The organism is Acinetobacter sp. GW821-FHT09D10 (genome assembly GCF_059416285.1).
Window position 1 is genome coordinate 864,420 of record NZ_JBWKOW010000001.1, and the last position, 23,392, is coordinate 887,811.

General features: G+C 36.0%; 24 protein-coding genes. 5 read left to right on the forward strand and 19 right to left on the reverse strand.

Translation table 11 applies throughout. From position 1 onward, the window contains the following. Positions 1-13 precede the first annotated feature (13 nt). From AC07M3_RS03995 to AC07M3_RS04030, 8 genes are all read right to left on the reverse strand, one after another. A complete protein-coding gene (locus AC07M3_RS03995) occupies positions 14-829 on the reverse strand; it encodes a putative hydro-lyase (RefSeq protein WP_494566585.1) in 816 nt (271 codons plus the stop codon). 2 nt (positions 830-831) lie between these two features. Then, a complete protein-coding gene (locus AC07M3_RS04000; RefSeq protein WP_000496072.1) occupies positions 832-1,596 on the reverse strand; it encodes a LamB/YcsF family protein in 765 nt (254 codons plus the stop codon). Between the two features lie 34 nt (positions 1,597-1,630). Then, positions 1,631-2,884 (reverse strand): NRAMP family divalent metal transporter, encoded by a 1,254-nt coding sequence (locus tag AC07M3_RS04005; RefSeq protein ID WP_003650999.1) that lies wholly within the window; start codon positions 2,882-2,884, stop codon positions 1,631-1,633. A gap of 338 nt (positions 2,885-3,222) precedes the next feature. Then, positions 3,223-4,134, reverse strand: a complete 912-nt coding sequence (mumR, locus tag AC07M3_RS04010) for a LysR family transcriptional regulator MumR (protein WP_092705395.1) — start codon at positions 4,132-4,134, stop codon at positions 3,223-3,225. Positions 4,135-4,229: 95 nt separating this feature from the next. Beyond that, positions 4,230-5,174 (reverse strand): DUF4424 family protein, encoded by a 945-nt coding sequence (locus AC07M3_RS04015; protein WP_494566586.1) that lies wholly within the window; start codon positions 5,172-5,174, stop codon positions 4,230-4,232. A 124-nt stretch (positions 5,175-5,298) separates the two neighbouring features. After that, complete coding sequence (locus AC07M3_RS04020; protein ID WP_045435682.1) at positions 5,299-5,643, reverse strand: hypothetical protein; 345 nt, start codon at positions 5,641-5,643, stop codon at positions 5,299-5,301. 311 nt (positions 5,644-5,954) lie between these two features. After that, the gene (locus tag AC07M3_RS04025; protein WP_092705393.1) at positions 5,955-6,413 is read right to left on the reverse strand and encodes a hypothetical protein; all 459 of its coding nucleotides are present in this window, start codon (positions 6,411-6,413) and stop codon (positions 5,955-5,957) included. Positions 6,414-6,665: 252 nt separating this feature from the next. Further along, entirely contained in the window at positions 6,666-6,860 is a 195-nt protein-coding gene (locus AC07M3_RS04030; protein ID WP_494566587.1) for a hypothetical protein, read from the reverse strand. 509 nt (positions 6,861-7,369) lie between these two features. Between AC07M3_RS04030 and AC07M3_RS04035 the strand changes: the two genes are divergently transcribed. Both AC07M3_RS04035 and AC07M3_RS04040 read left to right on the forward strand, forming a co-directional pair. Continuing rightward, positions 7,370-8,713, forward strand: a complete 1,344-nt coding sequence (locus AC07M3_RS04035) for an MFS transporter (protein WP_494566588.1) — start codon at positions 7,370-7,372, stop codon at positions 8,711-8,713. Positions 8,714-8,753: 40 nt separating this feature from the next. Continuing rightward, positions 8,754-9,617: an alpha/beta hydrolase gene (locus AC07M3_RS04040; RefSeq protein ID WP_494566589.1), complete on the forward strand. Its 864-nt coding sequence runs from the start codon at positions 8,754-8,756 to the stop codon at positions 9,615-9,617. A 79-nt stretch (positions 9,618-9,696) separates the two neighbouring features. Here AC07M3_RS04040 and AC07M3_RS04045 read toward each other — a convergent pair whose 3' ends face one another. From AC07M3_RS04045 to AC07M3_RS04080, 8 genes are all read right to left on the reverse strand, one after another. Beyond that, positions 9,697-10,014 (reverse strand): hypothetical protein, encoded by a 318-nt coding sequence (locus AC07M3_RS04045; protein ID WP_494566590.1) that lies wholly within the window; start codon positions 10,012-10,014, stop codon positions 9,697-9,699. Positions 10,015-10,156: 142 nt separating this feature from the next. Continuing rightward, a complete protein-coding gene (locus AC07M3_RS04050) occupies positions 10,157-10,861 on the reverse strand; it encodes a PA4824 family protein (protein WP_494566591.1) in 705 nt (234 codons plus the stop codon). Between the two features lie 284 nt (positions 10,862-11,145). Continuing rightward, entirely contained in the window at positions 11,146-12,441 is a 1,296-nt protein-coding gene (locus AC07M3_RS04055) for a serine hydrolase domain-containing protein (RefSeq protein WP_494566592.1), read from the reverse strand. Between the two features lie 12 nt (positions 12,442-12,453). Beyond that, positions 12,454-13,620 carry a carbohydrate porin gene (locus tag AC07M3_RS04060; RefSeq protein ID WP_494566593.1) on the reverse strand — a complete coding sequence of 389 codons (1,167 nt, stop codon included), beginning with the start codon at positions 13,618-13,620 and terminating at the stop codon, positions 12,454-12,456. A gap of 309 nt (positions 13,621-13,929) precedes the next feature. Further along, entirely contained in the window at positions 13,930-14,484 is a 555-nt protein-coding gene (locus AC07M3_RS04065; protein ID WP_494566594.1) for a TetR/AcrR family transcriptional regulator, read from the reverse strand. Between the two features lie 664 nt (positions 14,485-15,148). Further along, positions 15,149-15,382 (reverse strand): hypothetical protein, encoded by a 234-nt coding sequence (locus AC07M3_RS04070; RefSeq protein ID WP_494566595.1) that lies wholly within the window; start codon positions 15,380-15,382, stop codon positions 15,149-15,151. Between the two features lie 201 nt (positions 15,383-15,583). Next, a complete protein-coding gene (locus tag AC07M3_RS04075; RefSeq protein ID WP_494566596.1) occupies positions 15,584-16,747 on the reverse strand; it encodes an MFS transporter in 1,164 nt (387 codons plus the stop codon). After that, positions 16,744-17,934, reverse strand: a complete 1,191-nt coding sequence (locus tag AC07M3_RS04080) for a serine hydrolase domain-containing protein (protein ID WP_494566597.1) — start codon at positions 17,932-17,934, stop codon at positions 16,744-16,746. The genes AC07M3_RS04075 and AC07M3_RS04080 overlap by 4 nt, the downstream gene beginning before the upstream one ends. Positions 17,935-18,050: 116 nt before the next feature. On the opposite strand from AC07M3_RS04080, the gene AC07M3_RS04085 reads away from it, so the two are divergent. Next, a complete protein-coding gene (locus tag AC07M3_RS04085) occupies positions 18,051-18,938 on the forward strand; it encodes a LysR family transcriptional regulator (RefSeq protein ID WP_494566598.1) in 888 nt (295 codons plus the stop codon). Between the two features lie 183 nt (positions 18,939-19,121). On the opposite strand, the gene AC07M3_RS04090 is transcribed toward AC07M3_RS04085, so the two are convergent. Further along, a complete protein-coding gene (locus tag AC07M3_RS04090; RefSeq protein WP_494566599.1) occupies positions 19,122-19,364 on the reverse strand; it encodes a CPCC family cysteine-rich protein in 243 nt (80 codons plus the stop codon). A gap of 218 nt (positions 19,365-19,582) precedes the next feature. Here AC07M3_RS04090 and AC07M3_RS04095 point away from each other — a divergent pair, with 218 nt between their 5' ends. Both AC07M3_RS04095 and AC07M3_RS04100 read left to right on the forward strand, forming a co-directional pair. After that, positions 19,583-20,092, forward strand: coding sequence for a GNAT family N-acetyltransferase (locus AC07M3_RS04095; RefSeq protein ID WP_494566600.1), 510 nt, complete (start codon positions 19,583-19,585; stop codon positions 20,090-20,092). 123 nt (positions 20,093-20,215) lie between these two features. Then, positions 20,216-20,974 (forward strand): HD domain-containing protein, encoded by a 759-nt coding sequence (locus tag AC07M3_RS04100; protein WP_494566601.1) that lies wholly within the window; start codon positions 20,216-20,218, stop codon positions 20,972-20,974. Here AC07M3_RS04100 and AC07M3_RS04105 read toward each other — a convergent pair. Together AC07M3_RS04105 and AC07M3_RS04110 are read right to left on the reverse strand one after the other, a co-directional pair. Further along, positions 20,964-21,995 (reverse strand): AraC family transcriptional regulator, encoded by a 1,032-nt coding sequence (locus AC07M3_RS04105; protein WP_133746377.1) that lies wholly within the window; start codon positions 21,993-21,995, stop codon positions 20,964-20,966. The genes AC07M3_RS04100 and AC07M3_RS04105 overlap by 11 nt on opposite strands. A 199-nt stretch (positions 21,996-22,194) precedes the next feature. Further along, complete coding sequence (locus AC07M3_RS04110) at positions 22,195-23,205, reverse strand: DUF6670 family protein (RefSeq protein WP_494566602.1); 1,011 nt, start codon at positions 23,203-23,205, stop codon at positions 22,195-22,197. Between the last annotated feature and the right edge of the window lie 187 nt (positions 23,206-23,392).

Genomic DNA, 23,392 nt, shown 5'->3' on the forward strand with positions numbered 1-23,392 from the left:
TTCTTTAGTCCAATTAGCCAATCCAAGCGCGGTCAGGAATGTCAGTAATAAACATGTAGCCCGGTGCATGGCTAATGGCAAAAGGAATTTTCGAGTTCATGACTGCCGCTTGCGGTGTTACACCACAAGCCCAAAACACTGGAATTTCACCCGCTTCAATGCGAGAAGTATCACCAAAGTCAGGTTTATTTACATCCTGAATCCCTAAGTTTTCAGGGTGCCCAATATGTACAGGCGCACCATGGACACTTGGCATACGCGCGGTAATTTTTACAGCTTCACTAATTTGATGAGATGGGATTGGTCGCATTGAAACCACCATGTTTCCTGAAATACGGCCTGCTGGCTGGCACTGAATATTGCTCAGATACATCGGTACATTGGTGTCATCATGAATATGGCGAACTTCAATACCCGCTTCTTGCAAAGCCGTTTCAAACGAAAAACTACAACCAATTAAGAACGTGACCAAAGTAGGATGAGCGTTATAAATCTCGCTTGCATCAGTCACTTCATCGACCATTTCGCCATCTTTCCAAATGCGATAACGTGGAAAATCGGTTCGGATGTCTGAGTCTGCCGCAAGCTTGGTTGCATAGATGCCTTCTTCGAGCACATCAAGCACTGGACAACTTTGCGGGTTGCGATGTGCGTAAAGAAGGAAATCATAAGCCCATTCTTTTGGCACCGAAATCATGTTGACCTGTGTCATGCCCGCAGCCATGCCTGCCGTCGGTTTATCAAAACCAGCACGGATTTTTAAACGCGCATCTAAAGCGGCTTCAAGTTGAGCTGGGTCGACTTTAATATCCTTATACATTGTGCTCATCCTTATGCTTTGTTTACAAACGGGCGGATTTCAATATTGTTTTTTACAAGCTCGGCTTTAATGGCTGCCGACATTTCTAAAGCACCATCGGTGTCGCCATGTAGGCAAATGGTGTCGGCTTGAATTGGGGTAAATACACCGTCAATTGACTCAACTCCACCATTTTTAAGCATTGAAACCACTCGGCTGGCAACAAATGCCGAGTCATGTAAAACCGCTCCTTCTAGACGGCGAGACACCAGTGAACCATCGCTGTTATATGCGCGGTCTGCAAATGCCTCAGACACGACTTTTAAACCAGCCGCACGCGCCTGCTCTACCAAGTTTGACCCTGCCAAAGCGACTAAAACCAGTTCAGGGTTATACATTTTAATCGCATCAATCACTGCTGCCGCCTGAGCTTGGTCATGGGCAATGGTGTTGTAGAGCGCGCCATGCGGTTTAACGTATTGCACTTTTGAGCCTGCTACTTTAGCCAAACCATCGAGTGCGGAAATTTGGTAAAGCACATCGGCAATTAGTTCATCACGCGACAAATCCATATTACGGCGGCCAAAACCAACTAAGTCTGGATAAGAAACATGAGCGCCAATGGTCACGCCAAGTTCAACGGCTTTACGAACTGTTTTTAAAATGCCGAGCGGATCACCTGCATGAAAGCCACATGCAATGTTGGCACTGGTCACGACAGGTAAAATCTGGTCATCATTGCCCATTTTCCATGAGCCAAAACTTTCACCTAAATCACTATTTAAATCTACAAACATGGCATCATTCCTTTATTACTTAACAAAGTCTGGCTTAAAGCTTAGTCAAATAGTTGAACACTGTCGTAAACGACATATAGCCCATCCACCACGTCAACAGACATGTTAATCCACCCAAAATAAGTAACCATTTTGGATAGTTATAATTACCCATTAAATCTTTACGGCACGCAGCAACATACACAAAAATTGTAAGACCAATTGGCAACACCAAACCGTTAAAACCACCCACAAAAATGAGTAGACCTGCTGGAGTTGCGCCTAATAACACATAGAGCAATAAAGCCAATGCGATAAAAGTAATGGTCGTATAGTTGTTTTGTTTTGGTGTTAAGTTCTTTTTAAACACGTTAAAGAATGACACTGAGGTATATGCTGCGCCAATGGTGCTACTAATGCCGGCTGCCCAGAAAATTAAACCAAACAATTTAAAACCAAATGTACCCGCTGCATATTGGAATGCTTGAGCTGCCGGATTGGCATCATGGCTGGCTAAATCAATATTTGCCCCGCTCACCACCACACCTAAAAATGCTAAAAACAGCACATAGCGCATGATACCGACAACAATAATGCCCTTGGTTGCAGCTTTAGCAACTTCATCAATATTTTCAGGGCCAACCGCGCCTTTATCGAGTAAACGATGGGCACCCGCATAGCAGATATAACCACCAACTGTACCGCCAACAATGGTCGTAATAATGGCGAAGTCGATCTGATCTGGAGCAAAAGTTTGATGTACTGCTTGTCCAACTGGTGGCATCACAATCACGGCAACAATAATAATCAGGAGAATTTTAAGCAATCCCAATACGATCATGCTTTTATCCATGGCAAGCGTTGCTTTTCTTGATGCAAAAATCAAAATAGCTAAAGCACCACTTAAAATACCGCCCCATTTTGTGTCTAGACCAAAAAGCGCATTTAGACCTAATGCAGCACCTGCAATGTTACCAATACTAAAGAAAAAACCACCTAGGATGACCAGAAAAGCCAGTAAATAACCACTGCCGGGAATTGCTTTATTGGCAATATCCGATGCACGCATTTGAGTGAGGGTTACCACTCGCCAAATATTTTGTTGAACAACATAATCAATCAGAATGGAAACTAAAATGGCAAAGCCAAATGCCGCACCTAACTTCACTGTAAATACAGCAGTTTGGGTTAAAAAGCCGGGCCCCATTGCAGAGGTCGCCATCATAAAGATCGAGGCAACTATGGCCCATTGGCGATCTGATAAAAAAGAAGATTTCAGTAAAGACATATTAATGCGTTCCTCATCCATTTGAGCTTAACAACGCTATTTTCAAGTTGAACCAAGAACATCATTTTCCCAAACAATATTCTTTAATCCTTTTAAATGACAAAGATTCCCTGTTCCCCAATCAACACAATCGGTGATCAAATCTTGTATCTAAAATAAAAACATAGCTCATCCCTACGGACAATAAGACTTTTTACATAAAATTAAAAACACAAATACATGATTTTAAAAGATTTAATGTTTATTAAAAAATCAGGATAAGCTTTACTTATCGAACTGCATAAGCTGCTTTTATGGCTTTCACAGTCAAACAGCTATTCTGGAACAAAAAATTTATCTAGAAAAATAACGAGAACTTTTTATTTTTGGATTCTTTCATTGAGACTTTTCATGGCGCTCGTCGATACTTTAACAGCGACCTCTGTCAATTTCTCTTTCAAGGCAACGTCATTCCCATGAATATAGATAGAGGTAAAATGAAATGTCTTTAACTGAATGGGGGTATTTAATATTTCTAGTCGACCATCAGTAATTTCTTTTAACGCCGTTAAGGTCGGCACAACAGCAATACCTAGGCCCTGTTCGGCTAAACGCAATAAAGTTGCTAATGAATAACTGGTAATTGAAAGTGGTTCATCAATGCCTTGCTCTTTCATTCTGGCTTTTAATTCTTTATAGGGATAGGTAATTTTGGGGTAAGTTAAAATGGTATGAGACATAAGAGCTTTAAAAGACATTTGAGCTACACAGCCTTTAAATGAAGGTGAAGCCAAGAAACTCAGCTCAAAGTCACACAATGCCTGTTCAATACATTCAAAAGCTAACGTTGGCCCAAGCAAAAAGGCCATGTCCAAGTCCCCTGTCCGAACGCCTTCTTGTAAATTAGGTGTTAGATCGACCACAATTTCGACTGAAACTTTTGGGAATTCTTGTTGAACTTTTTCGATGTATTCGACCAACCACGTATAAACGATTGTTTCGGAAACACCTAAACGAATTGTTCCCGTCAGGTGCTGGTTTTCGGTAAGCTCTGCGACAAGGTCTGTTTCCAACCGCATAAACTTTTCAGCATATTTAAATAACGTGATGCCTTTGTGAGTCAGTTTAAATTTTCGCAAGCTTCGGTCTAAAACTTTAAAACCTAATTCATTTTCAAGAGATGTGATTTTTTGAGATATCGCAGGTTGGGTTGTTTGCAATTTAGTTGCAGCCTTATTGAAGCTATTTAAAGTCACAACCCAATAAAAAGCTTCCAGATTCTTTAAATTCACGTTATATCCCACATTAGAAATCCCTCTACTTTTATAGTATGGAATTTCTTAGCATGATTAGGCTAGCCATTTATGTATTTTTATTTGAGTTCGGCTTATTTCACTCTCACAAAAATAATATCTAGATCCTTTTTAGGAACAAACTTGGTTTTAGTCATCTGAAATTGAGTTGGACTAATCTTTTTAACTTGACCATCCCAGCAAAATGAAACCAGCTCATCTTTATCACGCTCAATGGTTAACTTAAAGTTTTCAATTGGCTTTGCCCAATTTGCACCAGTTGTCAAAATATAACCCAAGGCACTAAACGGGGAATTTTGGGCGCTGGCTTTTTTTAAGCCCTGCTTAAATTGTTTATCCATACAAAATTGCTGGTTATATTCATCTGGGTATAAAGCAACTGAACCTCCTACCAAGGGTTTATATTCATGGTGAATTTTAGTCAAACTATTGGCTTTAAAAGTTTGCTTCCAACTATAGATCACTTGAGATGACCATGGGATGACATCATCTTTTTTAAAATTGGCTAAGATTTTTTGTATGTTCGGCTTCTTACATTGTTTTAGCTTATCTACATAATATTCATAATCATAGTTGTCTCGAACCCATGGGTTGAGCATGTCTTTTTCACTAAAACCGCATTGCTTAAACCCATCCGTGGCATCAATCAGAGGCGATTTTTCATCTTTTTGAATAAACGTTCTGACATGCATTTCCGGTTTTATATTTTTGCCATCAACCACAATCTTAAAACTTTTTAGAAGTTCTTCTGTATGGGCAAAATCAGACTCAAAGAAATTATCAATACGCGGTAGCGGAAATAAAATGGTTTCAGTGACCTCTTTATTGCTTAGGTTTTTATAGAGGTAATCAACTTTAATTAGTTTTTTACTAATAAATAGATCTTCGCTTTGCATGGCAATCTGCGAATTTTTTAGATATTGAATTCCCCCCGTACCGACATAGCCCGTAGAATCATTGGCTACGCTATAGGTCGATAGTTGAATCAATACAGTAAAAGTCATTACAAGCTTTTTCATTTTAAAGCGCTCTATGTCATTTTCTAATTATGGAATATCAATCTAAGATAAATCATATTATATATTTCACCCACAAAAAACCGTCTAAAGACGGTTCGTTCATACATTTAAAATCTAATTCCTTTTAATGATAATTTAGTTTCTGCCTTATCATCCTTTTTTGCACACTAATTTTTCCAATAAAATTGGTTAGCCATAAAATGCATTCATCCCGATGTTCAAAATGAGGAATCAAACTTAAATCAATTTTTATATCTCTATCTGCCAAAGGCAAACTCAAGCAATATTCAAAGTCGATAGAGTTGTACTTTAATTTGAGATCTTTTTCTTCGGCCTGCTTTTTGATTTCCGCCATAATTCGATTGAGGTTAACAATCAAGTTATTTGAAACTTGATTATTTTCATAAATACGTTCATATACATTTTCAGCAACGTCTATGTATTTAATTAACTCGGCATTTTCATTCATATTATTTATATTCCCCTTTTTTTAAAGATTATGAACAGCTAAATGTTTAATTGCGTTACTTGACACGTTGCTTATGTGAAAAATGTATATTTCTATTTACCACGAAATACGACTAAGTTTCTGTTATTTATATAAAAACACTGCATAGCTGAACATTTACATACATTTAATGTTTTTTAAAATCTGAGTTTAGACAAGTTTAAAAGTTAGTTATGAGCAGATTCAAGACAAAAAAAACCGCCCCAGAAGGCGGTCGCTGAAGTTAAACCAGCAGTATATAGAAGTATGGTGGACGTCACTTCTATATTCTTTTATGAAGGAGTTTTATTGTTTTTACTAAAATCCTCAGATTTAAAATAATTGATAATCATGTCAGCATGCTCTTCTTTTTGAGGAGCTACAGATACAGGAAATGCATCTTTCGACATCTTAAAACCTGGCGGAAGAAATTGTGAAATTGGCGGCAATTTAGGTTTTCCACCTTCCGTAATTCGCTCAATAAAACCAGCTAACCAAAGAAGATACTCTCCTTCATTTGCAAATTTTGGCATGACACTCAAGTCAATTTGAACTTTGCACTCACTTAAAGGTTTGGTTAAGTTCTCTTCAAAATCTATATAGTTGAACTTGAGCTTAAACTCAGTTCCCTTGATTGCTTTTCGAATCTGACTAATTAAACAGTTAAGATTCTGAGTAATGTCATCAGTGAATAAGCTATCTTTTTTAATATTTTTATAAACCTTTTCGGCTACAGCTAGATACTTTGGCATTAACCTCTCTCTCCGTACTATTGTTATAAAGTGCTGATCTAAGAATCTTTTATGACTTTGATTATGCTCAAAGAAGTGTAAGTAAAGGTAATCTTATTGGTGTAGTTTGTAAGTAATTGGTGCCTTATGTAAATCGCACCAAAAAAACACATAAAAAAATTATGGTTTTGATAACTCATCCACAAAATGAATGGTTGAATAGAGATAATTAGAAACATTTACTTTCATATTATTTTTTACCAAATGGTAAAATTAATATGTCTTCATCTGTTTATCTCTACGCACTAAACCCAAAACAGCTCTACGTACTCTTATTTCTTCTTCAGAAAAAGGCAAATGTTCTATGAGTTCGTGAATTGGGAGAGAATTATTTTCTATCAAGAAACAGTCTTGTTCTGTTGTCCAATTAGAAATGGTTGATTTAGTTTGTTTTAGATATCGCTTCATATTTCCTAACAGATTTGTTTGCAATCACAATAAGCCTGTCTATAGAGCAAGCTTGCACCTTAGATTTTGTGGTGATGTGATTATAACAGTCTGTAGATTAGATGTTCAGTTGATCTTGTCGCTTATCTTCATTGTCTCTACCAAATAGTTTTTTTGATATTTTAAGTGCATAGAATTTCATTTAGTAAATTTAGTTAAAAGTGCAAGAACCAAGAAGACCGCTAAAATAATACAAACAATGAGCATAATTAAATTCTAATAAAAGTATTGTGAAAATTATAAATAATGAAATCAAAAAAACCACATTTAGACGAACTTCCGTCTAACTTCAATGGTGAGATCTAATGAATATTCGGAATTACTGGATATAGATACGGATGAAATGGATATTTTTCATCATTGATAAAAATAACAATAAATCTTGAACACATACGAATATCCAAAACTTATGGAGCATGCCAAAACTTCTTTGTTTCACAATAATTTTAAAATCAATTTCAAGGATATATATGAATAAAATAGATGTGAACACTATCGTAGATAGAGAAAAATTAGCTCCCCTCCAATGGGTAGTCTTTGTTTTAGGTTTCTTAGTATTTTACTGTGATGGACTTGATACTGGAATCATAGGTTTTATAGCACCACCTTTGTTAGATGAGTGGCAAATTTCAAAGGCCGAATTAGCTCCTGTATTTGGTGCGGCTTTAATCGGTATGAGTATTGGCGCCTTAATATCAGGTATTTTTGCAGATAAGTTCGGCCGAAAGAAAATTATGATTATCAGCATGCTAATCTTATCTATATTTACAATAATCTCTGCTTACTCGACCGATACAGCAGAACTCATTATCTATAGATTTATCACTGGACTTGGGTTAGGTGCGACGATGCCTAATGTAAGTACAATCGTTTCAGAATATATGCCTAAAAAGCATCGAGCTTTTCTCACAGGTTTAGCTGGTTGTGGATTTCTAATGGGAGTATCTTCTGGAGGATTCCTTTCGGCTTATCTATTAAAAATTTTTAGTTGGTCTGAATTATTAATTATTATTGGTTTGATACCTGCATTACTTACCTTTGTACTCATTTTTACCCTCCCTGAATCCACACAATTCCTTATTATTAATAACCAAAAGAATAAAGCACTTTTAATTTTAGAAAAAATACATGGTAAAAAAATTGATAAAGAGCTTGTCTTATCTATAGCTGAAAAGGAAGTTGTTGAACAGAATAATCCACTTAAAGATATTTTTAGCAAATACTTATTTGGTTCATTAATGTTATGGCTTTGCTCTTTTATGAGTTTATTAGTGTTTTATCTTTTTACAAGCTGGATGCCTACAATTTTAAAAACTGTTGGTTTTGATCTACAACAATTAAGTCTTATGTCTACTTTATTCCCATTTGGGGGCGTGATTGGAGCCATAATCATGTGTAGATTTATGGATAGATTAAATCCAACCAAAGTGATTACTTCTTCATATTTCTCGGCATTCTTATTATTCATTCTTCTTAGCTTTACGCATACAAACATTGTCCTATTTTCAATTCTGATCTTTATGATTGGAGGTCTATTAGCAGGTGCCCAAACAGCATTATTTCCATTAGCTACTCTCTTTTATCCTGCGAACTGTAGAGGCTCTGGCGTTTCTTGGATGCATGGAATAAGCCGTATTGGAGCAATTTTAGGATCATTATTAGGTTCTTTAATTTTTACTTTGAATCTAGATTTGAGTTCAATTTTCTTAAGTTTAGCCATACCTACTTTTATTGCTTTTATTTGTTTAGCACTTAAATGGTATCGGGAAATAAATATCTCTAAGCAAAAATTTAAGGTCATCAGTACTGATTAATTATTATCCTTTAATTAAATAAATTGTTATCGAGGTTTAAATGACAGATCTATTCTTTTCAAATCTTCAAGAAAGAGAAATTCAATATAACGCCAGAAATTCAGTGGATGATTTTGATTCTTGTATGAAGGAATATGCACGACTTGCTCAGAAATCCAAAGATGCTATTACAGGCTTATATAATCTAGAGTACGGCTTAGCTAGAAGAGAAACCTTAGATATTTTCCCCGCAAAGAAACAACCTTCTCCGATTTTCATCTATATTCATGGTGGTTATTGGCGTGCACAAAGTAAAGATGATGCTTGCTCTATGGCTGAAAATTTTGTCGCACATGGAATAGCCGTATCCACAATTGAATATAGCCTTTGCCCTCACGCATCGCTTTTTGAAATTGTGCGAGAAGTAAGAACAGCGATTGCGTGGATTTACCAGAATGCTAAAACTTATGGCATAGACCCTGAACAAATATATATAGGGGGTAGTTCTGCTGGGGGGCATTTAGTTGCTATGCTTTGGAGTGATCGTTGGCAAGAAGAATTTAACTTGCCTAAAAATGTGATTAAGGGGGTCCTTGGCTTAAGTGGGCTTTATAATTTATTACCTTTATGTGATACCAACATTAATGAATGGCTTAAACTTAGTCCAGAACAAGCAACTGAACTCAGTCCTTATAAAAATTTACCATTACCAGAAAATGCCGCACCACTTCTACTCAGTGTAGGAGAGCTAGAGACACAAGGTTTCCATAATCAAACCAATTTTTTCTACTCTATATGCAAAGAAAAAGGATTAAACGTTTCATTACTAAAAGATGAAGGACATAATCATTTTGACATTGTGAATACCCTTGCCGACAAAGATAGTATGTTATTTAAAAATATATTAGAACTTATTCATAAATAATGTCTGAGTCATTACATAGTCAATTGATATAGAGTTATACAGTATTAAAAAAGCCCACACACTGTGGGCTTCCTACTCATTATTTTGCGGCATTCACACCAACAATAAACTGACTACAATTAGAGCCTTCTGATGCGTTACCTAATTGCTTTTCAGAGAATTTGAATTTGGATGCAACAGATTCATAATCTTTTTTAAGGCTTTGACCTGTTAACTCACCTAACTCTTTCACTTGTTCAGGTTTCAAGATCCCATGTTCAACCGCTTGGTTTACCATGACACAGGCTGTGGTCATGGCGCCATAACGAGCAGCAGTTTTAGAGTAGCCTAGAGTGCCGATTACTCCACCAACAATTAAGCCAATAATTACCGCTAAAGTTACGTGCATTTTATTCATTTTTTAAATACCTAAAAATCTAACCATAAAGAGGAACACTTCAAAAGGTTGTGCTCAAGCCCAATTAAGATAAATGTATTTATCTGATATCAAAAGTTAGAATCTGTCAGATTTATTGATAGATTCAGATATTTCTAAATCATCAAGGTAAAAATGATTTTGTTAGAAATACAAATCCGACAGAGAAAAATGCATTATCGTGATGAGAGATTTGATTGCCATAACTTGCATTGAATTGAGCAAAGTCATTATAGACCATGTATCGAAAACCTGTCTGGTAAAAGGAGTCGTTTCGGTCATTACCATATACTTCGGCAGTGAGCGTTAAAGGATGAGTAAGTTGTGTTTCGGTTCCAATTCCCCACGTGGTCTGGTTTTTATGCGTGGTATTTTCGCGTAACCAACCCATATTGGCATGGATTAAAAATTTATCATCGAAAGTAGAAATACTTAATGGAAGGTTAACAGTCCAATCTTTTTTTGAAGAATCTTTGGTATTTATTTGAGTTCCAAAAGAAAAACCAACTCCCCAATCATTGGTTTCTAAAGGCTTTAATAAGGTTTTACCTTGTAAGGTTGCATAGCTGACGTGCTCAGTATCATCGCTTACTCTTCCCAGCCCTACAGCAAATTCAAAATTACCACCAAAATTACAGGCAGGCATTGCCCAATATTCTTTGTTGTCAGGATTATGCTGCATCCATGTTTCTAATTGGCATGTTTTTGGAGAAACAAGAGCTGCATCGTCAACAACCATAGGTCTTCCACTATGGCTAGCGTTAGATAAAGCCAATAAGCAGAAACCAAAAATAAGTGAGCGTTTCTTTAAAATAAATACCATTGGCATTACTCCCATAAGTTATGGAGCATATGCAAGTACTGCAACCTGTCATGAATAAATCATAGGTTAATAGTAGAAATGAAAAGATGAAAATAAAAAAACCTCTTCTTGCATCCACAAAAAGAGGTCTGTAAGGACTTCAGTGGATACTTAGACTATTACCGATCGACTACTGTCACTCGAGCAAGTACTCACATTGAAGCTCCTAAAAATTAGTTGGGCGGATTCTAAAATTACCTTTGTTAAATATCAAGTTAAAATTTCGTGACATGCTAAGCTATAAAACCTGCTTATTTTTGCTCAGTAAGATACTGAGTTACCGCATTAAAAAATAAACTTTTTTCATTATCAAGCTCAGCGGATGGCATTGCAGTTTCCCATGTACTCCACTGCATCATAACAATCTTGTCTTTAGGGTTAATGGCTAACATCTGCCCAAAAATACCCAGTCCCCAGAAAGTTTCATCAGAATTTTGAGTCGTTAATGGCGAACCTTTTTTAGCATGTGAGTTCCACCATTGAAAACCATATATGCCTTTTGGGTAGTTTTCTGAGGCAGAGCCTTTCGCTTGATTCCATTTAGTCGCTTGGGCTGTCCAACCATCGGGTAACATCTTGTCTCCATTAGAAACACGTCCGTCATTCAATATAAATTGTCCGAAACGCGCATAATCACGTAAAGTTGCATTAAACCCATGGCCACCCATATCAACTTGATTGCGGGTATAAGACTGCCAAACACCTTCTCGCTCCATGCCTACCCGTTTCCAGACGTTATCTTCTAGGTATTTAGCAATATTCTCATGTGTTGCAGCTTCTAAGACTTTACCCACCAGATATGCCCCACCTGTGCTATATGACCATACCGTTCCTGGTTCATATTTCGCTTTCAGTTTTTTTACATTTTTATAGACACAAGCATCTGGATCGTTAGCTGCCTCACAATAGGTCATTTTTGCAAAATCTGAATTTGGATCTTTATAGTTTTCATTCCATTCAACGCCTGATGTGTGTTGTAAAAGCTGTTTTAAGGATACTTTCTCCCAAGCCGTTCCTTTCAAATCAGGTAAATATTGAATGATTGGATCATCTATCGATTTGATTTTACCTTGTTGAATAGCAACACCTATGAGCGTTGCCACAATAGACTTTGCCACTGAACGAGAAGTCCATAGAGTCGTCTCATTATTGCCTTGTCCATAATATTCATAAGCAATTTTGCCATCTTTTAATACAATCAGACCTGCAACACTTTGACTTTTTAAATAATCATTTAAATTATAGTTTTTCCCATCTACCGAGTAATGGATATCCTTATTTTTAATACTGCTCTTTAGCTTTGGTAGCGCAAGTATGTTTTTCTTATCAGGGTGAAAAACACTGCCATCATAACTACGGAATGTATTTCGAAAGCCCACCACCCTTTGTTGTTGTGTCCATGCCAACATATCATGTGGATCAGGTAATTTTTTATCTACGGTCGTTGGGCAGTCCTTTAGTTCCAACTGCTGACAGCTATATTCAGCACAGGCCACACTACTGACTAAAAGACTCGTGAACAGTAAGCTAATTTTTGTAATCTTCATCTCTTTTTTCCCTTAGTAGAGCTTAATTTGAGTAACTAAACCGACAATCATATTGCTGTTGAAGGTTTTTCCTGTAGAACGGTAGTAGTTATCTGGATTCCAGATGTATTGTACGAATGGGCTTAGAGTCAGACGTTTGTAATTAATATCGGTATCTAAAGAAAGAAAAGAGGTTGTTTTATTATTATTACCATTAATTTTTTCTGTTATTAAAACATAGTCATCATTGAGTTGAGACTGACCAAACTTCACGCCTAAATGATTTTTTCCTTGATTTATTTTGTAGCTTAACCCGAGTTCCCAATAATTTTTATAAGGTTGGTTTTTCTCATCAATATATGAGTAAGCACCAAATACAGTTGGAATATTCTGATTATTAAAATCATGATTAAATCTAAAATTTAAACCATCTGTACCATTATATTTTTCTTGAGTATATGCATTACGATATTCAGAATTATTATAAAAATATAACAACTCTGCTTTACTATTTTTATCTTTATATCCCATACCATACACTTGGCTGTAACCTAGTTGGTGATGAAATGAGAAATCTAATCCTTTTTTCTTATAGACATAATCATCTGTGTTGACTTCAAAAACGCCAGCATGCATATAGATATGGTCTGATAAATTATATTTGGCATAGCCGCCCCAATACGCATAGTTAGTCGGTAATGAACCCATTGCCCCTTTAATCGGGTCAGTACACAACAGGATATTTTGACAATTGTTATAGAGGAAATACCGTCTTAGGTTGGTACGCCCAACGGAAGTGTATAATTTCTTATCACTCCAATACTTATCCCAAGTCAGCAAACTGAGTTGGGATGAAGCCAAATCATTGGCAGCAATTGCTCCACCAATATAACTTCCTACGCCTCCAAACCAATTATTTGAGGTATTTAGCTGTGCATCATCATTTAAACCATTAAATACATATTGTGCTTTTAAAACCCCAAAATCCTGACTTTCATTCGCCAATTTAATTTCAGTATTTAAAAACAAACCTGCTGAATTAGTAAAATTGTCATCTACAGCACTTTCTTGGCTATACATCGCTAAATCAATAAAATTAGCTGTGAACTTAAAATTATCTTTTAGACTAACTTCTGCATTTGCACTCATACTATATAAAAGCACGAGTGTACCTATACATCCTTGTTTAGATATATACATAGAATCCTTTCCTTTAAATATAATTAATCAGTTTCCTAGTTTTATATTTTTATAATTAAAAACTTGGCATAATGATTATTTTTAGCTCAATTTAATATTTATTAATCCTGATAGCTTTTAAATCTCCTTCACTACAAATCAATAAATTATATTTAATAAATTTAGATAATTTGGAGCTTAATTATTTATTACAGCCCCATTTGATAAATCTGATTTCAACATATTTATATTGACCTGACTTGTGCACTAATGACATCAACCTTGTCTAAAAATGACATATCATCTTTAAATGCTGACGCTATTAAAAAATTACCCAACCCCCACCAAGAAGTACTCAAGTAACCGCTCTCTTTCATCTGGTTTGTTAGGGTCTAAAAGTTGAACCATTGCTCCATCAATCACAAACAAAAACATGTGGGCATCGGATTTTGAAGCATTTGGATTGGTGGTTAAAAGCAAATTATAGATTTCATTGATGAACCAGTTTCGATAGTCAATGACGACCTGATATGCCTTTGGATGTGTTTTCGAAATTTCAAAAATAGCTTTAAACGGCAAATGATAAAGCCCGTCTAGGTCAGCATGTAAAAAGTAAATCTTGCGCAGTTTTTCAAGTAACGTTAAGTCTTTCTGAACATAGATGATTGAAATTACTTCTTGTTTAAGTCCATCTTTTTGAAATGTTAGGCTCATTTCAATCAGCCTTTCTTTTGAGTGAAAGTAATTATAAAAAGTCGCTTTGGGAATTTTTGCCGACTCGATAATTCGGTCAACCCCGACGTTATGAAAGCCATATTTATTAAAGAGAAATCTTGAAGTGTGAAGCACGCTTAATGCACGAAATGGAAGATCTGAATGTGGCATAGTTTTACCGTTTTAAAATAAATTCTTGTTGTATATAAATGAGATAAAAAAGGCATAGCAAAGCCATAAAGACTGTGCTTGGCACATCTCAAGTTTTATTGTTGCTAAGTTTTAGACGTAATGATTTAAAGTCTGATAAGCCTAACGGCGATCAAAATGCTTTAAAAATTTTAAGTTGTGTCGTTATAGCTTTTGACAAAGGCTGCCAAGAAATGATGAATGTGCAAAGCCAACTCCTTTTTATTTGGAGTTCTGCCAGACATTAAAATTATGGTGGCAGAACGAAAGGGGTTCGCAGACTGGTCAAACGAGGCCAGCACACCCGAAGGTGTCCCCCTCCGTTCCACCATAGAGGGGGCACGAGGGCTCAACACTAAAAGTATGAAACTTTTAATGCTCGTTTGATTCGGTCTGCGACAACCGACTGGCAATGTAGGCCAGCAGGCAAAGAATAGTATTCAACCCTCTTTCAGTCAAGCACACGAAATGACAATCGTATTAAAATAGATCATTAAAAAGTAAGGATAAATAATTGAGTTTCACTTACGCTTTCATATAATTATTGATTGTATAGTCGTGCAAATTAAAAAATCCCTCACATGAGAGATTTCCTATAATCAATTCTGTTTGATAGGCTCAAGCAGATCGCGAATATTTTTAGTTATCATTCAGATCCATCTAGTCTAGCCTGACGAGTTTCCGTTAATTCTGCATGGAGTTTATTATATTCTTCACGTGTGATATGGCCTGTCACTAATAACGTGCGTAATGTGCCATAAAGAAAACCAATATCATAACCCAAAGCATAATCGCTAACTTTATCTTCTTTAGATGAATTTCTAAGACTTTCAATACCTTGATTTAACCAATCTAAAGCATCTTGTGTAGAGTATTCCATAATTCATAAATCTTTATTAACAAGCCCAAATATTAATAATGATCTATCTAATAAAGCAAATTTTTATCTTTAGAGTTATAGAACAAAAACAATTAAATAAATTGGATTTAGTTTTTATTGTGTATTTGCTCAACGCGCGCGAAAATTTATCTTATGACACCGTAAACTTAACGCTATCTAAGAGAAAGGAATATGTAAGTTTTAGCTAAACCCATATTCTTTAGCTCGCCAAACTACAATGAATGTAATAAATAACAATATTAAGAGGACTAGAGGAAAAGTGCTCACTCCAAAATTACTCAGTAAAAAGCCACCGATAATTCCCCCGCCAGCAATCGCGATATTCCAAACCGTAACTAACATGGATTGAGCAATATCAGCCATATCATTTGTCGTTTCCGCCAAAGCCGTTTGAAACAATGTCGCAGCACCACCAAACGCCCCCCCCCAAATCCCGATTGCCACATAAACGGGAACCGTGTGATTACCCATGACTGCCAGTAAAAGAGCGGAAAAGCCAAATAATATTATGCTACTGAGCGTTAATAGGCGTGAGTATTGGTCAATCAGCAGTCCTGTAATAAAGATACTGAATAATGATAAACAGCCGAATATCAGTAAAATAATGTCCGTATTTTTAGCTAAATTAGCAATTGTTAAAAACGGAGCTATGTAGGTATATAAAATATTATGAGCAAGCACAAAGCTTAAAACAGTAAATAATATGGGTCTGACACCGGGTAAAATGAACACCCGTTTTAAGGATATGCGTTTATCTGTAGTCTGCCCCTCAAAGTCAGGTAATGTGAAGCTTCCCCATACCACTAAAAGTATCGCAAAAATACTCATAACACCAAAAGCCATTCGCCAACCGAACAATTGACCAAGATAGGTACCTGCTGGCACACCTAGTGACAAAGCCAATGGTGTTCCTAACATTGCTATTGCTATCGCACGTCCTTTTAAGTGTTCTGGCGCCATTCGCGTTGCATATCCAGCGAGCAAGGCCCAAAGCAAGCCTGCTGAAACACCTGCCAAAAATCGAGCAACCATTGTTAAAAGATAACTGGTAGATAACGTTGTAATTAAATTCGTCAAAGCAAAACCTGCTAGAGCAATTAATAACAAGGGTTTACGTCGAATACTTTGGGTAGCATTCGTTAATGGAATGGCTGTTAATAAAGACCCAATCGCATACATGGTGATTGTTTGTCCCGTTAAGGATTCAGATATATTTAATCCCAAAGCTAATTGAGGTAATAACCCCGCAGGTAAAGCTTCTGTCAAGATCGTAACAAACGCTCCCATAGCGAGAATGAGTAAGGGAACGATTGGCAACCGATCATTTGAAATTGAGCTGCTCATTCGACTACTCCTATCGCTTTATAAACTGCATCACGTAGGTCTGTAACAAACTTTCCAGACATGCCTTCATAAAGCGTGTTTGTAAATGCGATCACGCTCAGATTATGTTTTTTATCGACAAACCATGAATGACCGTAGGCTCCTCCCCAACGCCATGTTCCTTCTGACTCTGGTGATAGTGCTTGCTGAGCGTTTCTGAGTACTGAAAATCCGAGACCAAAACCAAAGCCCGGTGCATTTGGTAACTCATAACCACCCGTTTGATCTCTTGTCATTTCATCAATTAATTCATGGGGTAAAAATAATGAGTCTTCCTGACGAAGAGCTTCTAATAAGCTAAAAAAATCCTCAACGGTTCCAGCCATTCCAGCGCCACCAGAGAAAAATGCTTGCGAATTAAAAATACGGCGAGGACTAAAATTAATTCCGACACATTCTTCAAATGGTGAAACAACCTCTTCTTCTAATAAAACATGAGGTTCAGGACTATCACTCACATAAGCAGTTGCTACATGTTGGTTATCTGATACAGCGAAACCAGTCTTGTTCATTTTCAATCGATCAGTGACTAATTCTTTAACTGCTTGATCTAAAGGCTTGCCATATACTTTTTCAATTAATGCACCTAATACATCGGTTGCCAAAGAATATCCCCACTCTTTCCCTGGTTCATAGAGTAAAGGTACTGTAGCGATTCGACCTACGTTCTCTTCTAAACTAATAGTAGATGAATCCATGCCATCAGATACATCTGCCTGTGAATATGCACCATTATCATCTGGTTCAAGAAATCGATAGCCCAAGCCTGCCGTATGACTAAGAATTTGACGTAAAGTAATTGGAACAAACTTTCCATTTTCTAATTTAGGCTGAAAATATGGCAATTGGTGGTGAATCGACTCATCTAAATTCAGTTTATTTTGAGCAACTAAAACTAAAGCAGCTGTTGAAACAATGACCTTACTCACTGACGCTAAGCGAAAGACAGTGTCCATAGTCATGGATATTGATCGCTCTCGATCAGATAGTCCTAATGCTTCACGGTGTATAACTTTCCCATGTTGAGCCACAATAACCACAGCCCCTACTAACTGGTTATTATCTATAGCTTTTTGAACAATATTTTGAACTAGGCTTAAAGAGGTCGATGGTGCGGTAGCACTTGATTCAGACGCTTTGGAAATCATATTAAAAACTTCTTTTCATATTCGAGATTTATATATTAGGAAGACTCCTATTAAAGAAAAAGTCGGGTATAGTTCCTTGTTATACGGAAGTTTTGTTCCGCAATAAGGAGAAAAGAATGGATAGCCTGAATGGGTTTACCGTATTCGTTAAAATCGCTGAGACTGGAAGTATTGTTGCAGCGGGGCGTTCATTAGGAATTTCAGCTTCTGCCGTTGGTAAGAGCTTGATTCGCCTTGAAGAAAAGATTGGTGTGCGACTTTTTCATCGTAATACACGTAGTATTAATCTGACGGCTGAAGGAATATTATTTTTAGAGCGTAGTCGACGCATACTGGCTGAAATTGAAGCAGCAGAGATGGAATTATCGCAAGCGATAAAGTCTCCACAAGGACGACTACGTGTGAGTTTACCCTTAGTGAGTTCTCTGATATTACCTGTACTCGGTGACTTTATGCAGGAATATCCAGAAATAGAATTAGATCTGGATTTTACAGACCGATTGGTTGACGTAATTGAAGAAGGATTTGATGCTGTTGTTCGTACAGGTACTCCAACAGATTCACGCTTAAAAGCCTTAAAACTAGGGACTTTTAGACAATTACTGGTTGCCTCTCCAGCATATTTAGCTCAACGTGGAACTCCGATAGTACCTGCTGATTTATTAGAACACTCTTGTTTACATTATCGATTTTCTCATAGCGGCAAGCTTGAGAAATGGCCCTTAAAAACAACCGAAAACGAACCAGACTTACAACTTCCAATATCGATGATTTGTAATAATATTGAGACACGAGTTTGTTTTGCGCTGAAAGGTCGAGGAATTGCTTGTTTGCCAGACTTTTCTGTCAAAGACTTATTGCGTACCAATCAACTAGTTCAAGTATTACCCGAGTTTACAGATAGAACAGGCGTATTTAATGTTCTTTGGCCAGCAAGTAAGCATCCGTCTCCGAAAGTTCGAGAATTTGTTAATTTCTTGTCTCAACGTATGTTTGAAAAATAAAGAGCTTGTTAAAATTTAGATTATAAAATATTTACATCAGAAATCATAAATTAGACAAAATAATCGTAAATTCAATTAACTACATAAATATTAATTTCATAACTAATAAATTAATAAAGCTCATTACAGCGGGTGTAAATATGTAAGTTTATTCCATCCCATTTATACAAGTATATTCATTTATCAGGGTATTTCTTCTTCAATTGGTTTACGGACATATGGTATAAATTCTTTTTTTATTGCTCCAAATAATTGAAAATTTTGCTTAGCGATCTTTAAGCTAATACCATTTGCTCCCCCCTTATAATCAGGATCTTCATTCTGAACATTATCATCTTCCCAAAAACAAACTGCACAGATTTCAAAAGAACTATCGAGTAAATCATCAAATGTAAGATAACCACAACATGGACATGCGTAAGACACTATTTTCACCTATCTTGTCTATTCCAATAAATTATATCATCAGTAGGTTTAAACATATTTTATGGATAGCTCATGAATTATAGTGCTTTATTTTTACCATTCAAGACTAAAACTTTTTTATAGTTATTATTAGTGAGAGTTTACTTATTATTTAGCTCTAATATGAATAATATATTTTTGATAACAATTAAATTTAATTGATTTATATAAGGATCATTATGAGTCTGCTTGAAGTGAGCATTTCTACTCAAAGGCTTAATCTAAAACCATTTACGGCAGAAGATGCAGATGAAATTTACAACTGTATTACGCCTACCCTGACACGCTATATGGCTTGGGATCCTCAACCAAGACATGAGTTCGATCAAACTTGGAATGATTGGTTAAAAAACTTCAAAGCTGGATCTGAAATTATATTTGTTATAAGAGAAGCCCATACTCAAATATTTATAGGCCTGGTTGGCCTACATCGTATTCAAACTAGTAACCCAGAGTTAGGCATATGGGTACGCGAAGATTACCATTTTCATGGTTATGGAAGAGAAGCTGTATCAGCAGTCGCTAAATGGGCAGTCGACTTTGTTAAGCCTGACTATTTTATTTATCCAGTCGCTGAAGAGAACTATCCAAGTCGAAAAATTGCAGAATCTCTAGGGGGTAAAGTAGTTTCAAAATCTACAGGTCCAAAATACGAATTTGTAACCTATGAGATTCCTGTTAGCTTTTAATGCTATAAAAAATTATATAAACATATATTAATCAAAAAACTATCAATTTCTTAAAAGATACAACTTGCAAAAAATCACCTGCGGCAATATTTTAGAGTAATTGCTCTAAAATGAGATCTACTAATGAAAACTATAAGAATTGGTTCATATAACTGGATGCAAGCTACAAATGGTCAGCTTAGCTTTAAAGAGAAAATTAAGTTAATTCAAAAAATTATGCTGCCAAGTATTATGGCCTCTATAAAAATAAATTACTTTCGATTCAAAACTTCCAACGATTTTGATATGAATCAGATCGTAATACCAGATACTCAAATGGTTAAAGTCGCACTTGATGAACTAGAAGCAAAAGCAAATATATCTATCTACAATCATTCATGGCGGACCTACTTCTGGGGAGCTGCCTTAGGCAATATACAAAAACAGCAATTTGACCATGAATCACTTTTAATAGCCTCACTTTTTCATGATATTGGATTAACTGAGCAACATATTCATAGTAAAGGTTGTAACTGTTTTACCTATGAGAGCGCTAAACAATTTGAGCTAAAGGCTAAAGAACATAGCTTTGATGAGAAGAAAAGTGAAGTTATTAGAGATGCCATCTGCTTACATATGAATGGCTATATAGATCATTCTGACCCAGCTGAAATTACTCTATTACAGCAAGGCGCATCCTGTGATGTGATTAGTGACGGTCTCTATAGACTCCCCGTCTCTTTTAGAAATGAAATTTTAGAAAAATACCCTAGAAAACAATTTAATAAAAAATTTATTGAGCTTATTGATTTAGAGAGAAAAAGTGTTCCAAATTCACGGACGGGTTTATTATCTGACCTTGGTTTACCACTCATGATTAAGTCAAATACATTTAAAGAGTAATAATCTTTTTACTTTTACGTTTCCGATATTGTGAAGGAGTTTCACCAGTCCAATATTTGAATGCTCTAGAAAAAGCTGAAGGCTCAGAGAAGCCTAGCAAGTAAACCACCTCATCACTTTTTAACTGTGTGTTTTCTAACAAATCTCGTGCAAGCTTTTGACGGTATTCATTTAATACTTTTTCATAGCTCGTACCAATTTCTTTTAAGTCAGTTCTTAAGGCTTTTGAAGTGATATTGAGTGTTTTAGCAATATCATCTATTTTAAAATTTCCTGATTTTAGTTGATCTTGAAGAGTATTTTCGATTTTAAAAACCAGTTCATGCTTTTCTATCTGAGTTAAAGATTCTTCAATAATAGTCTCATGGATTTTATTTAATGTTTTATTAGCCGCCACAGAAGAGTCATTTAGAATACCGGCATTAAACTTGATACACCCTTCAGGCATATTGAAATATACAGGACATCCCCAGATCTCTTGATATCGCTTTGCATCCGCACCTTCACGATAAGTCAGCCACACTTCTAAAGGCTTAAATTTTTCATTAGAAACATGTTTTAAATATGCTAATAAAACTGAGATCGCACATTCTAAATAGTGCCGAATAGAATGCTCTAAACCAATCAAGTAAGCATCCTCTCCTTTTACCTCAAGCTTTAAAACATCAAATGCACTGGTAAATAGATGATAATATTTTATTGCTGTATTTAAACCTTGACCGAAAGTAGCACTACTTAAGAATACATATTCAAATAAATCGCCACGTAGTACAGGCATTCGCCCGCCTACGACTAACCCAATATCTTTATTACCACTGACCTTTTCAGCAGCAGCCCAAAATTTCTCTTGAATACGATTGTCATATCTTACGTTTTTATCTGGGATATTCAGTGCATGCTCTAAAAAATTAACACTTGAGAAGATAGCATCCGTATCTAATCCCATGTCTTTCATTGTTAAATAAGTTAGCCAAGGAAAGATGCCCGCATCACTACGAATTTTTGATTCTTTTATAGACATGCTCACAATTACAAACTCAATCGAAAACAAAGCAATAGCTGAGTAAAATACCATCTAAGTAAGTTAACAATAAAGTTTTTATTCAGTATGAACCGTAAGTTTTCAGCTCTTATACATGTAAATGTAATTTTCAAAAACGCCCCGACCCGATGTAAAAAGCAGAGCGTATTGAAGACAAGTGCTTGATTAAATTTTAAGATTATTTCGGGTCTATGTATTCAATATAGGCTCTACCTTCTATTGGTTTCCCTTTAAATAGCCCAGTATATTGGTAACTTCCCGCATAGCCTCCTGCCATACCATACTTAAAGTCACGGTTAGTAATACCATCGATTTTAATGAGAAGATTTCCATGTTCATCATCCACTTGCCAACTAAATTTATGTGGTAAACGCATACTAATTCCATCTGGCGTCGTAACTCTTTCAGGCTCATATTCATGAACAATAGATTTAAAACCACGAGAATAAATTCCGCCATGGTCATCTAGAGAGCGCACATAGACTCTACTTTGCAACGTTAAACCTAATGGACCAAACGAATCCACAAATAGGACTTGGGTTTTTTCATCAATATTTAAAATTTGATAGGTAAAAAAGTTAATGGGAAGTTTGACACTAATTCCACGAGCATATTCGTAAGTACATAAACCCTTAATTTCTGTTTTTACACCCGCTTGCTCTACATATCCTTCGTACTCACACAGCAAAGCCCAATGGTCATATAAACCACCCACAAGATTCGTGAAGTGTGCAATTTTATCTGTTGCACGAAGCTTTAAATCAAAATTAAAGTTGTGGCCTTCACGGTGAGCATGAAATTCGGGATATGTTCCTTCAATCGTCACATCATTGCCAAACTTTAAATAGCTACCATTAGTCACTAGTGTGCAATCTTTTTCTACACTATAGCCATTAAAGTGATCAGGGGTTCCAGTAGCTGTACCGATTAAAACGTTAGCCGTATCTACATCACTTGTCTTGATTAAATGTTGATTTCGAAATAGCTTAACTTGAGGTTGACCCACAACCACAATAATATTTAGGAAATTAAAAGGTTCAGGTAAATTTGGAATCATAATTCCATAGTGAACACAGGTATATTTTCCTTGAGGCGTACTCAATGACGTATCTGGATTGAAAGGCATACTATTTATTAAACCCGAACGATCAATATTATTTGCAATTTTAGCTGGCAATGAAAAACGCATATGTCCCTTCCCTCACAATAATGATCAGCCATTTTTGATGTCAAAAGGGCTGTACCTGTAAAACACTTCCTAGAGGAATAGTAATTTCATTTTTTCTTTTTTTTTTGACATTGCTGTACTCAACCACAATCACACTATGTCAATTTTTTAATACACTAAAATTCTAACTCTCTTCAAATCCCTAACT

Bases quoted from the DNA above. Each gene is read 5' to 3' on its own strand.
- AC07M3_RS03995 (WP_494566585.1), bottom strand. From the start codon at position 829: ATGAGCACAATGTATAAGGATATTAAAGTCGACCCAGCTCAACTTGAA.
- AC07M3_RS04000 (WP_000496072.1), bottom strand. From the start codon at position 1,596: ATGTTTGTAGATTTAAATAGTGATTTAGGTGAAAGTTTTGGCTCATGG.
- AC07M3_RS04005 (WP_003650999.1), bottom strand. From the start codon at position 2,884: ATGGATGAGGAACGCATTAATATGTCTTTACTGAAATCTTCTTTTTTA.
- AC07M3_RS04015 (WP_494566586.1), bottom strand. From the start codon at position 5,174: ATGAAAAAGCTTGTAATGACTTTTACTGTATTGATTCAACTATCGACC.
- AC07M3_RS04020 (WP_045435682.1), bottom strand. From the start codon at position 5,643: ATGAATGAAAATGCCGAGTTAATTAAATACATAGACGTTGCTGAAAAT.
- AC07M3_RS04025 (WP_092705393.1), bottom strand. From the start codon at position 6,413: ATGCCAAAGTATCTAGCTGTAGCCGAAAAGGTTTATAAAAATATTAAA.
- AC07M3_RS04030 (WP_494566587.1), bottom strand. From the start codon at position 6,860: ATGAAGCGATATCTAAAACAAACTAAATCAACCATTTCTAATTGGACA.
- AC07M3_RS04035 (WP_494566588.1), top strand. From the start codon at position 7,370: ATGAATAAAATAGATGTGAACACTATCGTAGATAGAGAAAAATTAGCT.
- AC07M3_RS04040 (WP_494566589.1), top strand. From the start codon at position 8,754: ATGACAGATCTATTCTTTTCAAATCTTCAAGAAAGAGAAATTCAATAT.
- AC07M3_RS04045 (WP_494566590.1), bottom strand. From the start codon at position 10,014: ATGAATAAAATGCACGTAACTTTAGCGGTAATTATTGGCTTAATTGTT.
- AC07M3_RS04050 (WP_494566591.1), bottom strand. From the start codon at position 10,861: ATGCCAATGGTATTTATTTTAAAGAAACGCTCACTTATTTTTGGTTTC.
- AC07M3_RS04055 (WP_494566592.1), bottom strand. From the start codon at position 12,441: ATGAAGATTACAAAAATTAGCTTACTGTTCACGAGTCTTTTAGTCAGT.
- AC07M3_RS04060 (WP_494566593.1), bottom strand. From the start codon at position 13,620: ATGTATATATCTAAACAAGGATGTATAGGTACACTCGTGCTTTTATAT.
- AC07M3_RS04065 (WP_494566594.1), bottom strand. From the start codon at position 14,484: ATGCCACATTCAGATCTTCCATTTCGTGCATTAAGCGTGCTTCACACT.
- AC07M3_RS04070 (WP_494566595.1), bottom strand. From the start codon at position 15,382: ATGGAATACTCTACACAAGATGCTTTAGATTGGTTAAATCAAGGTATT.
- AC07M3_RS04075 (WP_494566596.1), bottom strand. From the start codon at position 16,747: ATGAGCAGCTCAATTTCAAATGATCGGTTGCCAATCGTTCCCTTACTC.
- AC07M3_RS04080 (WP_494566597.1), bottom strand. From the start codon at position 17,934: ATGATTTCCAAAGCGTCTGAATCAAGTGCTACCGCACCATCGACCTCT.
- AC07M3_RS04085 (WP_494566598.1), top strand. From the start codon at position 18,051: ATGGATAGCCTGAATGGGTTTACCGTATTCGTTAAAATCGCTGAGACT.
- AC07M3_RS04095 (WP_494566600.1), top strand. From the start codon at position 19,583: ATGAGTCTGCTTGAAGTGAGCATTTCTACTCAAAGGCTTAATCTAAAA.
- AC07M3_RS04100 (WP_494566601.1), top strand. From the start codon at position 20,216: ATGAAAACTATAAGAATTGGTTCATATAACTGGATGCAAGCTACAAAT.
- AC07M3_RS04105 (WP_133746377.1), bottom strand. From the start codon at position 21,995: ATGTCTATAAAAGAATCAAAAATTCGTAGTGATGCGGGCATCTTTCCT.
- AC07M3_RS04110 (WP_494566602.1), bottom strand. From the start codon at position 23,205: ATGCGTTTTTCATTGCCAGCTAAAATTGCAAATAATATTGATCGTTCG.